This is a genomic window from Prosthecobacter sp. (genome assembly GCF_044222565.1).
GTDB lineage: Bacteria > Verrucomicrobiota > Verrucomicrobiia > Verrucomicrobiales > Verrucomicrobiaceae > Prosthecobacter.
This window is the reverse complement of the sequence record NZ_JBGANA010000012.1, coordinates 139,302-154,537: the sequence shown is the minus strand read 5'-3', so window position 1 is coordinate 154,537 and position 15,236 is coordinate 139,302. Positions and strand designations below refer to the sequence as shown.

Annotated in this window: 12 protein-coding genes; 8 read left to right on the top strand and 4 right to left on the bottom strand. The window is 60.7% G+C overall.

What is annotated here, in order from left to right; genetic code table 11:
* The first annotated feature begins 52 nt into the window (after nt 1-52).
* From ACILSR_RS18520 to ACILSR_RS18505, 4 genes are all read left to right on the top strand, one after another.
* Nucleotides 53-2,542, top strand: a complete 2,490-nt coding sequence (locus ACILSR_RS18520; protein ID WP_395751284.1) for a HEAT repeat domain-containing protein — start codon at nt 53-55, stop codon at nt 2,540-2,542.
* A 116-nt stretch (nt 2,543-2,658) separates the two neighbouring features.
* Entirely contained in the window at nt 2,659-3,543 is an 885-nt protein-coding gene (gene hisG, locus ACILSR_RS18515) for an ATP phosphoribosyltransferase (RefSeq protein WP_395751283.1), read from the top strand.
* A 30-nt stretch (nt 3,544-3,573) separates the two neighbouring features.
* Nucleotides 3,574-3,678 carry an AURKAIP1/COX24 domain-containing protein gene (locus ACILSR_RS18510; RefSeq protein WP_133796641.1) on the top strand — a complete coding sequence of 35 codons (105 nt, stop codon included), beginning with the start codon at nt 3,574-3,576 and terminating at the stop codon, nt 3,676-3,678.
* A 17-nt stretch (nt 3,679-3,695) separates the two neighbouring features.
* Nucleotides 3,696-5,531, top strand: a complete 1,836-nt coding sequence (locus tag ACILSR_RS18505; protein WP_395751282.1) for a tetratricopeptide repeat protein — start codon at nt 3,696-3,698, stop codon at nt 5,529-5,531.
* Between the two features lie 51 nt (nt 5,532-5,582).
* Here the strand turns inward: ACILSR_RS18505 and ACILSR_RS18500 are convergent, their stop codons facing one another.
* The 3 genes from ACILSR_RS18500 to ACILSR_RS18490 all read right to left on the bottom strand — a co-directional run bounded on the left by ACILSR_RS18500 (nt 5,583) and on the right by ACILSR_RS18490 (nt 9,462).
* Nucleotides 5,583-6,857, bottom strand: coding sequence for an MFS transporter (locus ACILSR_RS18500; RefSeq protein WP_395751281.1), 1,275 nt, complete (start codon nt 6,855-6,857; stop codon nt 5,583-5,585).
* A 90-nt stretch (nt 6,858-6,947) separates the two neighbouring features.
* The gene (locus ACILSR_RS18495) at nt 6,948-8,459 is read right to left on the bottom strand and encodes a toll/interleukin-1 receptor domain-containing protein (RefSeq protein ID WP_395751280.1); all 1,512 of its coding nucleotides are present in this window, start codon (nt 8,457-8,459) and stop codon (nt 6,948-6,950) included.
* 166 nt (nt 8,460-8,625) lie between these two features.
* Entirely contained in the window at nt 8,626-9,462 is an 837-nt protein-coding gene (locus ACILSR_RS18490) for a hypothetical protein (RefSeq protein ID WP_395751279.1), read from the bottom strand.
* Nucleotides 9,463-9,537: 75 nt separating this feature from the next.
* Here ACILSR_RS18490 and ACILSR_RS18485 point away from each other — a divergent pair, with 75 nt between their 5' ends.
* Nucleotides 9,538-10,953, top strand: coding sequence for a caspase family protein (locus ACILSR_RS18485; RefSeq protein WP_395751278.1), 1,416 nt, complete (start codon nt 9,538-9,540; stop codon nt 10,951-10,953).
* Nucleotides 10,954-10,960: 7 nt separating this feature from the next.
* Complete coding sequence (locus tag ACILSR_RS18480; RefSeq protein ID WP_395751277.1) at nt 10,961-11,368, top strand: hypothetical protein; 408 nt, start codon at nt 10,961-10,963, stop codon at nt 11,366-11,368.
* A gap of 11 nt (nt 11,369-11,379) precedes the next feature.
* Here ACILSR_RS18480 and ACILSR_RS18475 read toward each other — a convergent pair whose 3' ends face one another.
* Nucleotides 11,380-12,201, bottom strand: a complete 822-nt coding sequence (locus ACILSR_RS18475; protein ID WP_395751276.1) for a TIGR00282 family metallophosphoesterase — start codon at nt 12,199-12,201, stop codon at nt 11,380-11,382.
* 54 nt (nt 12,202-12,255) lie between these two features.
* Here ACILSR_RS18475 and ACILSR_RS18470 point away from each other — a divergent pair, with 54 nt between their 5' ends.
* Complete coding sequence (locus tag ACILSR_RS18470; RefSeq protein WP_395751275.1) at nt 12,256-13,797, top strand: hypothetical protein; 1,542 nt, start codon at nt 12,256-12,258, stop codon at nt 13,795-13,797.
* Nucleotides 13,794-15,230 carry a shikimate kinase gene (locus ACILSR_RS18465; protein WP_395751274.1) on the top strand — a complete coding sequence of 479 codons (1,437 nt, stop codon included), beginning with the start codon at nt 13,794-13,796 and terminating at the stop codon, nt 15,228-15,230. Before ACILSR_RS18470 ends, ACILSR_RS18465 begins: the two co-directional genes overlap by 4 nt.
* Nucleotides 15,231-15,236: the final 6 nt, after the last annotated feature.

Here is a 15,236-nt window from a genome sequence, read left to right as displayed (position 1 = left end):
TTGTGGTTTTGCGCGTGCTGTTTGTTGCCCCAGCCCCTTTATGATCCCGGCCATGAAGATTCGCCATCTCATCCTCATCTTGGGGGTTTGCTTCCCAGCCATCGCCCATGCTCAGCTCCCCGATCAGGCACTGAAATGTTTCCAGTGGTTCTCCACCCTCGGCTACCCTGATGTCAAAGAAGCCAGGTGGGCGGAGATCTGGACCGGAAGCTGGAGTTCTAGTGGCGGAGAAGATAAGCCGAAGGCTCACACCATCCAAGGCTTCATCACGAAGGATTCAAAAGCGGAGTTCTTTGTGGTGAGGACCGATCTTTTCTCAAGCAAGCTGAAAAAATCAAAGCCGGACACTCCCAGCCATGAGCGCGTGGGGTTTGAAGAACGCCCTTTTCTGAAAATGGTGGAGCAGCAGCTGGAGGCTCTGCGCCACCCGCCCAAGGACTCATGGCATCGCTTTGGGGCCAAGCTCGGGCTGAAAGCCGAAGTCTTCTTCCTCGCATACGTCTGCTGGCAAAGAGGCGAAGAAGATCTGGCGGCACAGCTTTATGCCGAAGCTCAAAAGCTGACCCCGTTCAGATCGCAAACTCGCGAACCCGGGCAGATGCAGGAGGATCTGGAAAAAGATCTTGGCCACGCCGCCATGTGGGATGCGGTGCTGCGCTGTGGCGGAGGCAGCCTTGGCTGGCACGATTGGGGAAGTTCAGGAAAATTGGAGCCCCGCACCGATCTGCTGAAGGCCTTTCGCCGGGTTGTGCAGCTCTTTCCCCACTGCGAGCATGTGGAACGTGCCAAACAATCTGCCGACATGCTGGAGCGCATGATCCAGGAGGATAAAATCAATCCGCCCCTCACTCAGAAAGAGATCGACCAGCTGCCGCTGGACAAGCGCGTTGCCAAACTGGTCTGGATGCTGCGGGATCAGAACGGCCATCAATGGAGCCAGCCGGGCTGGTGCGATGTCTTCAGCATGGAGGAAAAGGGGACATCCCCCGCTCACCAGCTTCTTGCCATCGGCTATCCTGCCGCGCCCGCTCTCATCGAAGCGCTCAACGACGAGCGCTTTTCGCGCTCAGTGGGCTTTCATCGCAACTTTCACTTCTCCCACACCATCCTGACCGTGGGCGACTGCGCGCAGCAGATCCTCAGCCGCATGTCAGGTCAGAACTTCTATTCTCCCGCCTCGACCTCGGGCTATATGTCCAATGAGGAAAAGATGCTGGAGGTGCAGAAGGCCGCCCGCAAATGGTGGGAGGAATACCAGAAGAAAGGCAAGAAGCAGATGCTGGTGGACTCCATCGCCGCAGGCAAGACCTCTCCCTACGCCCTCGTCCAGCAGTTGCAGGCTGAAGCACCCGCGGCTGTGGAAGACGCCTTGTTGCGCGGCATTGAAAAAGCTCAGAACCCATGGATGCGCCGGCAGTTCATCCAGCAGCTCGGCGCCCTGAAAAGCCCGGCCGCCACGGAGAAGCTGTTCAAGCTCATGGAAAAGGACAAAAGCCAGGAGGTGCGTCTTGAGGCCGCAGGTCGGCTGCTCAATTTGGAACACCCTCGGGTGCTGCCTGCCATATTGCATGAGTGGGACATCCTCCCGGCCGGGGACGACTCTAGCGAAAGGCGTGAAAACTTTGAAGAAAAGGTCGGACTGCTCATCGCCACGGGGGACGAGCAGGCCATGCGCGCTCTTGCAGACCACTGGGACGACCGCCCTGTATCCGAACGCTTTGAGATCGTGAACAAGCTGGGTGAGGGACTGGACGCCGCCCGCAAGGAATACGTTTTCTCCTCCCTCAAAGTCCGGCCTGTTTCTTCCGGGGCGAAGGAAGCAGCCATCGAACTCCTGGCCCATGCGCTCGAAGATCGCGATACCCGTGACGGCTACAGTGGCAGCAACGGAGATTTCAGATTCAACAATCCACCCATCTGCGACTTTGCCCTCTGGGCGCTGCACAAGATCGATGGCGACAAATATGCATTCACTCCCAAGGCAGACCGCCGTCAGCGCGATGCGGAGCAGCTCGCCGCCGCAAACGTGTGGCGCAAAGAACATCAGAAGCCTCTCCTGCAGCCTCCACCACCCAGGCCGGCGCTGGCGGAAAAGGACGCTCTGAAAATTGTCACGGTGCAGATCACGCCTGCCACGGGCTTTGAAGACATCCCTCTAATCAAACAGGCCCTGGCTCTGCGGGACAGCCCGTTTGGCCCCAAGACGATATCCGCTTTGCTGATCCGCTTTGCCAGCGAGGAAGCCCCCGGCATCCGCGGGCTGCGCATCAAGGCCGTGCGCGAAAACGATCTCACTGGCGTGGAGTTGCACCTCCGCATCGAGCCAGGAGACTATCCCGCCAGGGACGGTCCGGGTTGGAGCACCGGCCACAGCGGCACAATCGGCACCAAAAACCTCAGCTCCTCCGGCGGTTCGTCTTCGTTTTCGGGGGCTGGCAAAGCCGACGCCTGGGACGACTTCGAGGAAGAACTCACCCAGGCCCTGGAGTCCCCGCCAACCACCGCTTTCACCTTTTCTGCGGGGCTCAAAGCCTCCCGCTGAGCCGAACCACCCGGCCTCAAAAAGCCCCTTTGCGCCGCCGGGGGCTGCATTGCCGTGAAATTTCCCCTCGCCAGAGGAAAAAATGCCACTAGGATGCGCGCCCCCTTCCCCCGACCATGTCCGAACCCAAGAACATCCTTCGCCTAGGCCTGCCCAAAGGCAGCCTGCAGGAGCCAACGCTTGAACTGTTCAAGCGCGCAGGATTTAACATCGTCGTCTCTTCCCGCTCCTACCGCCCTTCCGTGGATGATTCCGAGCTGGAACTCCGCCTGCTGCGCGCTCAGGAGATCGGCCGTTATGTGGATCACGGCTTCCTGGACTGCGGCATCACCGGCCGTGACTGGATCGTGGAAAACAATGCTGACGTCGAGGTCATCACGGACCTGCGTTACAGCAAGGCCACCTCCTGGCCCACCCGCTGGGTGCTTGTGGTGCCAAACGACTCCCCGGTCCAGACCGTCAAGGACCTGCAGGGCAAGCGCATCGCCACCGAAGCCGTGGAGATGACCAAGAAATACCTCGCCAAACACGGTGTCGAAGCCGAGGTCGAATTTAGCTGGGGTGCCACCGAAGTGAAGGTCCCCGAAATGGTGGATGCCATCGTGGACATCACCGAAACCGGCTCGTCCCTGCGCGCGAACAAGCTGCGCATCGTGGACACGCTGATGGAAAGCTATCCCCAGTTTGTCTCCAGCAAACCTGCCGCCCGTGATGAATGGAAACGGCAGAAGATGGAGACACTCGTGCTGCTGCTCAAAGGGGCGCTCGAGGCCCGCCACAAGGTCGGTCTCAAAATGAACGTCCCCGCGAAACAGCTGCAGGAGGTGGTCGCTTGCCTTCCAGCCCAGCGCTCACCCACCGTCTCCACACTCGCCAGCCAGGAATGGGTGGCCGTGGAGACTGTCATCGATGAAGCCACCGTGCGGGTCATCATCCCGCAGCTGAAATCACTGGGGGCAGAGGGTATCGTGGAATACCCGCTCAACAAAGTCGTCCACTAGATCAACGCCAACACACAGGAGAACACGAACATGGGATCGCTCAAAAAGCGGAGAAAAACGAAGATCAACAAGCACAAGCGCAAGAAGCGCATGCGTGCGAACCGTCACAAGAAGCGTTTGCGCTACAAGTCGTAACCGCTAGCCTTCCCGGCATGGCTCCTCTCCGCAGTGCGATTCGATGGTATCGAGACGCAGGACGCCTTGTCATGTCCGGGTATCGCTCGGTTGGCAGGGCTCTGCGGCCCTGCCGCACGATGTGTCTCGCCGCTTTCATCGGCTCCTTCCCTTCAGGTCATGCCGCCACCACGGCGGACCTGTCTCTGGGGTTGAAAGCGGCGGACGCCTCGGACTTGCAGTTATCTCAGGCCGCCGCCTCCAGGGCGGATGTTTTGGCGCACTTCAGTGCCGCCCTCCAGTTTGAATCCTCCGGCAGGCTCCGGCAGGCGCTGGAACATTATCTGGCCGTTTTCAAGGCAGATCCCAGCAACGCGGATCTGGCATCACACACTGCCGCGATCGCCATGCAGTTTCAGGGGCGTGCCGCCGCCATGAAGATCCTCGAGGATGCCGTGCAGGCCAATCCCAAGGTGCCCGCGCCCCTGCTCAACCTTGCCCGGTTTGCCAATACTTACCCGCCGCAGGACGTCTTCGAAAAAGACGAGGTTCCTGCCAAAGCCATCGCCGAGGCACTGAGCAAATTTCCCACCCACGCCGAAGTCTATGAGATGGCGGTCATGCTCCATCTCACCCACAACGAGCGGGACAAAGCCATCGAAGTCATGACGCAGGCGGCCAGTCAAAACAGCCGCGATCCTCAGTACTGGCTGGCCACAGGGCGCACTGCGGAGCGTGTCTGGCCGCTCGGTCAGGCCGAGTTCGGCACGGAGTACCGCCAGCGCGTCACCCCGTTTTTTGAAAACGCTCTCAAAGTCGCCACCAAGGCGGATGCCGAGCAGGTCACCCTCGAAGTCGCCCGTCAGTACCTTCTTACCAACGATCCTGACCGTGCGCGTCAGCTTTGCGAAAAATTGTCTGCGGAACACAACAGCCTGGATGCCCGCAAGCTCCTCTACCGCCTCTACGTGGCAGCTGAGCAGAAACAAAAGGCTCTCACAACCTTGGAGCAGATCGTCAAGCAATCTCCCGATGATGCCGACCAGCAGCGCCTCCTCGCCAGTGAGTACGACAAGCTCAAGCAGCCGGAAAAGGCCATCCCCCATCTGCAGGCAGCCATTCGAACCGGCGGCGGGGAGATTGGCGATTATGTGAAGCTCGGCTGGGAGCTGTACCAGACCAGGCAGTTTGAGGAAATGGTGCGCGTGGGCCAGCGCAGTGTGCGCCTCTTCCCCGATCATCCGCTCGTCCATTACCAGCTCGCCATTGCCCATCGTGAGCGCGAGGAATGGGCGGCTTCAGTGAAGCATTTTGCCGAAGCCGAGCGCTACGCCGGCTCCACGCAGAGCGAACTGCTGGACTACCACTTCTACTATCAGTTCGGCATCACGCTGGAGCGCGCGTCGCGCCTCGAGGACGCCTCCCGCATGCTGGAGAAATCCATCACCCTCACGCCCCGTGAAGAAGCCCGGTCCGCGGCCAACACCATGAACTTTCTCGGCTACATGTGGCTGGATGCGGGCACACATCTCGACAAGGCAGGCGAGCTCATCACCAAGGCCAATGAACTGCTGCCAGGCCAGCCCGCCTACATCGACAGCCTCGGCTGGTTCCATTACAAAAAGGGCAACTACCCCGACGCCCTCAAGGAACTGCAGCGCGCCGAAACCCTCATGCAGCCCATCGCTCCTGAAGACGCTGAGATCCTCGAACACATTGGCCTCACCCATCAGGCTCTCGGAGAAAAAGCCAAGGCGCTCGACTATCTCGAACGCGCCCAGGCGCTCAAGACTCCGGACGAAAAAGCCCGCAAGCGCATCGAAGACGAGCTCCGGAAGCTGAAAAACGGCAGCCCTGACACCGAGAAGAAATAAGTGAAGTGCTGCGGGCACTCTTGCCCGCAACTCTCCCGGCCAAAGAGCCTGTTATTCCACCAGCTTCTCGTCACTGTCGATGAACGCCCAGCAAAGCGCTGCGACGATATAAAACGAAGCGGAGATCCACATCACCTGATCCCAGTTTCGATTCGTCAGGTTCAGCAGCCACGGGATGGCCACGATGCCCACGGCACCGCCAGCGTTACCGATCATGTTCATGCTGCCGGAAACCGAGCCGGCGAGTTTGCCGCCCACGTCCATGCACGCTCCCCAGGCGCCGGGCATTGAGAGATCATTGAAGAAGCCGGCGAGTCCCATCGACACCATGACGAACACGGGGTTGTGCATGGTGGTGGCCAGCACGATCATGCCACCCGCTCCCAGCATGCCAAGCACACCGATCTGCCGGCGCGCGCGGCTCAGACGGCCAGATTTCGCCGCCATGCGCCGTGCCACAATGCCACCCAGAACGCAGCCAATGCCGCCGAGAAACAGCGGCAGTCCGTTAAGGATCGAGGACAGAGGGGCCTTCATGTCCATTTTCAGCTCAAACTCCATGTACTTCGGCAGCCAGGTGATGTAGAAGTACCACACGTAGGTGATGCAGAAGTAATACACCCATAGCAGCAGCACAGAGCGATTGGTCAGCAGTCTCTTCCATGGGATCTTGGCATGTCCGCCATCCATGTTCTTCTGTGCGTCCGCCAGCAGCGCCAGTTCCGCCGCGTTCACGCCCTTGTGATCCTTCGGATTGTCCCGGAACCACAGGTAAAACGCCACCGCCCAGACCACTCCGAGCATGGCAAAGATCACAAACGTGTGCCGCCAGCTTACAAAGCCGAGGATCCACACCACCAGCAGCGGCGTCAAGGCCCCGCCCCAGCGCGCGGCCATCCAGGTGATGCCCTGCGCAACCCCATGCTCACGCTGCGGCAGCCACAGGCTGAACATTTTGGCGATGTTCGGAAATCCGCCCGCCTCACCCGCCCCAAACAAAAACCGGCACACGATCATCGAAGCCAGATTCCACGCGTAGCCTGTTGCCGCCGTGAACACGCTCCAAAACATCACGATGCGCAGCAGCACCCGCCGCGGCCCCCATTTGTCCCCCAGCCATCCCCCGGGAATTTCAAACATCGCGTACGCCACTGAGAATGCGGCAAACACATAGCCCATCTGCGTTTCCGTCAGACCCAGATCCTTCTCAATGAGAGTCTGCGACTTCGAAATGCACACCCGGTCGATGTAATGAATGATGCCGAGCAGAACGGCGAATACGATTACGCCATAGCGCGTGCGGGAGGGTCGGAGGGTGGCTTCCATGAGAGAGGTCGGAAAAAACGCGCATGCTGTCACGCAACTTGCCCCCGCGTCAACTATTCTCACCAGCGGAGGCAACAAGATCGAGCGTTGTCACTGTCCGCGCTCGATCTCCGCATGCTTCTGGATGAGCGGAAAGCCTTCACTGCTGAAGTGCACGAGATAGGAAGAGCGGACCCAGCCCTGGCTGGTCTTCCCACGTGACGGACTGGATACATGATACTCCAAGCCAACCCTCACCTCCACATCCGGAGTTCCCAGCCCATCGATAACCGTCGGCCCCTCCAAGACCTTGTAATTTCGCATTTCCCACAGCTCGATGAGTCTGCCGGTCTCCTTGGCGATTTCCACGTGGGTGGCGGCACGACCAAAATAATCCGGCTTTTCAACATACATGGCCGCGATGTCGTCAGGGGTCATTCCAGAGTCGGAACTGCCGGATCGCACCGCACGCGTGATGAAGTCGAGAACTTTTTTCTTCTGCCCCTCGGCCTGAAACTGCAACAGCTCAGTCTTCTGCGTTCCGGGCACTTCTGAGACCGCGATAATCTTGAGTTCGCTCTTGATCATCTGCAGGCGCAACCGCGCAGTGTAGGTGCTGATGTTTTTGACCACTGCATTCTCTCTCGTGCAGCGCAACGGAACTTCGCACTCGATCAGTTTTCCGGCCTCGATGACGCGGGCGACTGGTGCTTTCAACAGCTCAGTCTTCTGAACGAGCCATTGTCTGGCGTTTGTCTCGATGGCAGCTTTCACTTCGGCCTTCGTGGCGCCCAGGTGGCCAAGGTAATCCACCTCGTCCGCCATAAAAGAGGTCTCCGTGTTCGAGTCCTTGTTCGCGTTCAGATAATAGTTTTTAACGACGCTCTCCGCTTCTTGCTCCAATGTTTCCACAGGCACGGCTTTGATTGGCTGCATGGGAATGGGTTTGGGTTCAAACCACGAGCCACCATCCATCCAAAGGAAAACTCCGACTGCGCCAGCAACAGTCATGAGCGCCACCCAGCGGCGCAGCCAGCGTCCTGCCGGTTCGGAGTTTTCACTCGAAACCTCAGCTTGTTGATCCGGGATTGTCTCAGGCTCCGGCTCGTTCTCCGGCTTTCGAAGTACGCGCACATTGCCTTCGCCGTCATCCAGCGAAACTTCGCGAAATGCCCGAAGGATGCCGCTCAGGTTTCGGGAGGAAGTTTTCCACTCGATGCCCACATGCTGCAGAGAGGCCTGAATGTCCCGCAGGATCTTGCCGGGATCGTCTTGTTCGTAGGCGACCACCCGCTGCAAGCCAGCGATGCAAAATGCCATCTGCCCGCCTATTTCCGTCTCCTCCAGCAGCACGGGCAGAATGTATTTCTTCATGTCCACGGAAAGGGCGAGCTCCTTCGGCACAAACTCAGAGGCCGCCGAGGCACGTGAGATGAAAAGGATCACGATCCTGGCGGTTCTGATGGCCTCGACAATTTCGTGCTGCCACTTCACTCCTCCCAGCAGGCTCTCGGAGTCAAAAAAAACTTTTATACCGCCTCTTTTCAGATCTTCGACCCACGGCACCACGCGGGCTTTGTCATTACGTGAGTAGCTGACGAAGACATCGTACGGCTGAGACATAGGATATGAAGCAGAGTATCTGGGAATGGAGTTTATATCCTTCTCGATTAAGACCAGCCGAAATATTCAATAACAGAGACGCTTAATCATGCCGGATAGTTTCAGCAAACCGCATGCTGTCACCCAACTTGCCCCCGCGTCAACAAATCAAACCACCCGCCTGCCATTAAGGCTCGCCGATGGTTGGATTCGTCACCACCTGCGCGCTCGCTTTGACCGCCCGCGTCAGCACTTCCTTGGGCTGCTTGCCGCTGGGCACCAGCTCATGCGCCATGCCTTTGTAGCGCAGCGGCTTGTAGCCCAGCGCCAGCAGGGCTTCCAGCGGCGCCTGCTTGAGACCCGGCTTCCAGTAGTCAGGCGCACCGCCCGTTTCATAGTAGTAGATCCACGTGCGCTCCGGGTCATACCACCCGGCGCAGAGGATCACATGCCGGTGCGGAATGTTCAGCACATCCCCCGGCTGCAGATCCTTTGCACTTGCCAGCTCCGTGCAGACCTCCGGCAGCTGGCGGGTGTCATGCACCGTCGGCAGCTTCAGGCAGCGGGAAACGAAGCCGGAGCAGTCCACGCCAGCCGCATTCGCGCTCACCGCTGCATTGTCCGCACGGCGCTTCTCCGGAGAGGACACATCACCTCCCGCGCTGCCATTGGCGATCGCCACGTCAAACGAAGCCGGATCATCAAATCCGCCCCACTTGTACGGCACGCCGCTGTTCACCTCTCCCGGCACCCACCAGCCTTTGCGCTCTTTTCCGGTTTCGTGCGTCACATCCGGCGTGTTTACCAGGATGCCCGCCTTGTCCTTCCCATGCAGAATATTGCGCGCAAACGGCCGCCAGGTGTGGCCGGCGTAGCTTCGCGCAATCGCCATGGATTCCTCCGGGGTAACCTGGGAAGGCGCGGTCGGATCCCCTGGAATGAGCACCGGTGCATGGGCTTCTTCCTTCAATGTTCCATGGCAGCTCGTCATCAGGAGCACTACGGCGAAAAGGGCGCACTTCATCGGCCGATGATGTGTCAGACGATTGGCCCTGTCCAATGGGTTGACCATCCGCGTCTCAATTGCACAGTGTGTGCCATGCCTTCCCGTCTCAGCATCGTCGGCTGCCTGCTTCTCGCCGCATTCCCTTTGGGGAGCGATGCCGCCCCCAAGCCGCCCGCCACACGCACCGCCCTCGTCATTGGCAATGCGAAGTACGAAGCCGCCGTCGGCCCGCTGCGCAACACCGGCAACGACGCCAAAACCGTGGCCAAAACCCTGCGCGATCTCGGCTTCGCGGTGATCGAAAAACACGACCTCACGCGCGATCAGTTCCTGCGCGCCGTCGTCGAATTCCGCGCCACGCTCGCCAATGCCGAAGTCGGCCTCTTTTACTACGCCGGTCACGGCATCTCCGTCGCAGGTTCCAATTACCTCCTTCCAGTGAAATCAGGTTACACCTCCGAAGGCGCTGACGATGTCACCCTCCGCCTGCTCGCAGAAACCAAACTTTTCAATGTCGAGCAGGCCGTGGCAGACATGAAATCCGCCGGCGCTCTTTGCAACCTCGTCATACTCGACGCCTGCCGCACCACCGCCGTTGCTCGAACAGGCCGCACCCGCGATGCTGCCGACGCCGGCGGCCTCAGCGAAATGAAACCGCCCGCCGGATCTCTCATCGCCTTTGCCACCGATGCCGGCCAGACCGCACTGGATGGCGACGGCACCAATGGCCTCTACACCGAGGAACTCCTCAAAAACCTGCGCACCCCCGGGCTGACCGTGGAGCAGGTCTTCAAGCGCACCCGTGCCGGAGTTCTCGAACGCTCCAAAGGCGGCCAGATTCCGGCCGAATACTCACGCCTCGTGGGAGATGACATCTTCCTCGCCGGCCCGGCGCCCTCTGCACCACTCGCAGCTCTGCCAGTCACAGAACCCGAGACACCCGCACCAGTACCAGCGCCTGCCCCCGTTCGGTCCATTCCTGCCCCAGTACCTTCCTTGAAGGAGATCTCAAAGCTCGCCGCTTCAGGCAAAGCCAGAGAATGCGTCGAAGCCTTGCAGCAGCTAGCCCAGTCCAAAGGCCCCGGCGACTATGCCACCGAGCCCCTCGAAACGCTGCTGGATCGGGTGAAGGAAGACCTCAAGGAAACCACCACGGCGTCTCCCAAAGTCGAAGCCGCCGCCGCCACCTGCGAGCTCGTCCTGCAGGCCCTGCGCGAGTGCCTGCCGCCTGATCACGCCAAAAAGATTCTCTTCACCGCCAAAGCCCTGAACCGCCGTGGCGATGCACTCCTGCTGCTCGGCCGTGCCAAAGAAGCGCTCGATGCCTACAATGCCGCCCAGCCTCTCGCCCCTGATGACGCCTACATTCTCTACAATCGTGGCCGCGCCTACCAGGCTCTTGGCGAAACCGAAAAAGCCAGGGCCGACTTCACCGCAATCGCGGACGAAAAATTCAAATCCTTCGGCGCGAAGAAACTCGCACGCGAAGCCTTGGTAAAACTCAACTAATCCGGCCATGCCCAAATCGTGGACTGAAAAATTCGCCCACCCGCCGAAGCCCAGCGTCTCCCGCCTGGGAAAACCCTATGCCGGACATGGCGAAGGCGCGGTCATGTTGATTCCCACCCCTGCCGTGGTGGCCGCCTACGTCGCTAAAATACCCCCTGGGGAATCACGCACCATGCCGCAGCTGCGTGACGATCTTGCCGCCGCTCACCGCGCCGACTTCACCTGCCCTCTCACCGCCGGCATCTTCCTGCGAATCGCCTCAGAGCTTGCCTGGGAGCAGCATCAAAACGGCAAACCGCTCACCGAGATCACGCCCTTCTGGCGTTCGGTGGATCTCAAATCCCCCATGGCCAAAAAGCTGGCCTGCGGTGTCGATTTCATCCTCAAGCAGCGCAAGCGCGAAGGCATCGCCTGACGCCCCCCCTCTCACTCATGCCACGTCCGCGCCACCCGCTCGATTTTGAGCGCCTTGCCCGTGGCGGGATCAATCGTGATCAGCGCCCCGTTCACCCGCACCGCGCCGCTGCCCACGCCAAAGCGTGTGGGCATCATCGTATGAAATCGTTCCAGCACCGGCTCGATCTGGCTGCCGATGATGCTGTCCATCGGTCCGCACATGCCGGCATCACTTTGAAAGGCGGTCCCCTTCGGCAGCACACGTTCATCCGCCGTGGGCACATGTGTGTGCGTGCCCACCACTGCTGAAACTTTGCCGTCCAGATGCCAGCCCATGGCCACTTTCTCGCTGGTGGCCTCCGCATGGAAATCCACAAAGATCACCGGCGTCTCCTCGCGCAGCTTTTCCACGCAGGCCGCGATGGCCGGGAAAGGATTGTCGAGCTGCTGGTTCATAAAAGTGCGCCCCTGCAGGTTCACCACGGCCACTTTGCACTTCTTGGACTCCAGCACCACAAAACCGCTACCGGGTGTGCCTTCCGGGTAGTTCATCGGCCGCAGCATGCGCGGCTCATCCGCCAGAAAGGACACGATCTCCTTCTGATCCCAGATGTGGTCCCCGCTGGTCACCACGGCCGCGCCCGCACGCATGAGACCGATGGCGATCTTCGGCGTGATGCCCCGTCCTCCCGCGGAATTCTCCCCGTTCACAACGATGAAATCCAGCTTCAGCTCCTCTTTCAGCACTGGCAGCAGCAGGGAGACTGCCTTGCGCCCCGGCTCCCCCACCACATCTCCCAAAAAAAGCAGGCGGAAAAGTCCGTCCGCGCTGTCAGCCGTGTTGTCATTCATCGTGCTGCTACTTAGTAGATGATGAAGCCGGGGATCAAGTCTAGGATGCACTTTATGATGATGAACCGAATGCTGCGCCGCTCTCCGCTGGCAGCCATGCTCGCGTCCGTGGTGGTGACGTCTGGCGTGGCGCAGACGATTGCACCCGCGCCCATTTCCCCTGCCCCGGCCTCCGCCCCGGTCCCCACCCCTCCTCCGGCTCCAGCAGCCCCGGCTGCGCCCGCTCCCACTCCCGTCACCCCCGGGCAGCTTACCCCGGGACCTGCTCCGCTGGCACCTACACCCGCCGCCGGGCCGCCTGCCGCTGCATCAGTTCCGGTCACGACGCCACCGGCTCCCACCCTCGCGGTCCCGACCCCGCTGCCTCCGCCATCGGCTCCCGCGACACGGCTGGACCGACTCAGCCCTCTCGGCACCAAGCCGGACTGGCTCAAACTGCAGTCGTTTCACCAAACACTTTCCCGCAGCGAATTCGAAGCCGCCTGGCGGGATGTCTATTCCGACGGCTCCCCGTTCCAGCCGCCATGGAAGCTGGAACCCGACGGCCTCGTCATCCAGACCGGGGATCCCGCCAAGCCCGAGGCACGCATCGCCTTCGCCGGCCGCTCAGAATCTCCGCTGCCCGGCACGCGCACCTGGCGCACCGCGGCAGAAATGCCCCCGCTCAAAGGCCGGCCTCTGCTCAGCGACATCCACATCGCCATTGATCCCGGCCACATCGGCGGCGGCTACGCGCAGATGGAGGAGCGCCGTCTCAGCTTCGCCCCGGGCGAGGTCATTCAGGAGGGCGATCTCACCCTCACCACCGCCCAAGTGCTCGCAGAGAGGCTCAAAGCCCTCGGCGCCTACGTCACCCTCGTGCGCGATCGTCTCGAACCTGTCACACAACAGCGCCCCGCCGATTTCATCGTCCCTGCGCGTCAGATCCTGGTGGACTCCGGATTCCCTCAGCCTCAGGAAAATTACAGCGGCGTCACCGGCGACGCAAAAATCCTCACCGTGCAGTGGCAGAGCGAAAAGCTCTTTTACCGCGTCAGCGAGATTCACGCCCGCGGCAAAAAGGTGAATGACAGCATCAAGCCCGACATGGTGCTCTGCCTCCACTACAACGCCGAAGCCTGGGGAGATGCCACCGCACCGCAGTTCTCCCCGATGAACCACCTCCACGTCCTGGTAAACGGCTGCTACTCCCCCGTTGAGCTGGAGCAGCAGGATGTGCGCTTTGAAATGCTCCGCCGCCTGTTCTCACGCTCACACCTCGAGGAGCTCCCTCTGGCGGAGGCAGTCGCCAATGGCATGCGCGCCAGCACCGGTCTGCCGGCCTATGTTTACACCACGCCCAATGCGCGCCACGTCGGCACGAATGCTTACATCTACGCCCGCAATCTTCTCGCCAACCGCATCTATGACTGCCCGGTCGTTTACCTCGAGCCCTACGTCATGAACCATGAGGAAACCTATCGCCGTCTGCTGCGCGGCCATTTCCTGGGTCGCACGCTCATCTCCGGCCGCCTCCAGTCCAGCGCCATCGAGGACTACGTGCAGGGCATCGTCCAGGGCCTCGTGGCCTACTATCAGAAAAATCGCGCACTATGAAAGTGATCGTCGCAGGATGTGGATTCGTGGGCGCACGCGCCGCGGATCTCCTTCATGCCGCCGGGCATGAGGTCATAGGGCTCACTCACTCGCCGGAGTCCGCCGCACGACTCGCCTCCGCCAAAGCCTGGCGCACTGAAGCCTGTGACATTTCAGACCGCGCCTCCGTCACCGCCCTCGCCGCAAAGCTCGATGCCAGAAGCATCGATGCCATCATTCACTGCGCCAGTTCCAGTCGTGGTGGCGCGGAGACTTACCAGACCGTCTATGTCGATGGAATGCGCCATCTCACGAGCGCCTTCCCAGCCGCCTTTCCCCTCTACACCAGCAGCACCAGCGTGTACCCGCAGGTGGATGCCGAGACCGTCGATGAAACCAGCTTTGCTGACCCCGATCGCGAAACCGGCCGCCTGCTGCGCGCAGCGGAAAACATCGCCCTGGACTCCAGGGGCGCCGTCGCACGTCTCGCCGGCATCTACGGCCCCGGCCGCTCCTTCATTTTAAAGAATCTGCTCGAAGGAAAAGCCGCCATCGAAGGCAATCAGGGGCAGGGCCGCATCCTCAATCAAATCCACGCCGATGATGCCGCCGCTGCGCTCGTTCACCTCGTCACCCATCGTCTCAGCGGCATCTACAACGTCGTCGATGATTCGCAGATGACGCAGCGCCAGTGCCTGGAGCGCTTGTGCTCCATGTTTGGCATGAAGCTTCCCGGAACCCGCGAGCCAGATCCCAACCGCAAACGCGGCTGGAGCCACAAACGCGTTTCAAACACCAAGCTGCATGCCTGCGGCTGGACCCCGCGTTACGCGAGCTATTTCGACGCCTTGCGTGATGATCCCGATCTCGCCTCCTCCATTCTCGAACTCGTTCAGTCCGGCGGGGAGCCACCCCCGCCCCGCCAGCCAAACATTCTTCTCATCGGGCTCATGGGCTCCGGCAAAACCACCGTCGGCCGCATCGTCGCGCAGATGATCGGCTTCAAGATGATCGACACCGACCACCTCATCGTCGATACCGCCAGGAAAAGCATCCCCGAGATTTTCGCGACTGAAGGCGAGGCCGCGTTCCGCCTGCGCGAATCTGCCGCACTGCGCTCGCTGCTGGGCAAGCGTGGCTGCGTCATCGCCACGGGCGGTGGCATCGTCACCCAGCCGCGCAATCTGGCCATCCTGCGTCATCTCGGTTACATTGTCTGGCTGGATGCCGACCCGGAGCGCCTCGCGCGCCGCACCGCCGTGAACAACAACCGTCCCCTGCTCAGCGGCGAAGAGGATCCCAAGGCCAAGCTCGAACGTCTGCTCACGGAGCGCAAGCCGCTCTACAAAGGCCTCTCCGATCTCCGCATCAAGACCGCCGAACTCACACCCCAGGAGACCGCTTACGGCGTCATGGAGAGCGCGCGGGTCTATTTCGCCAAGATGAAAAAGTAAGCAGCT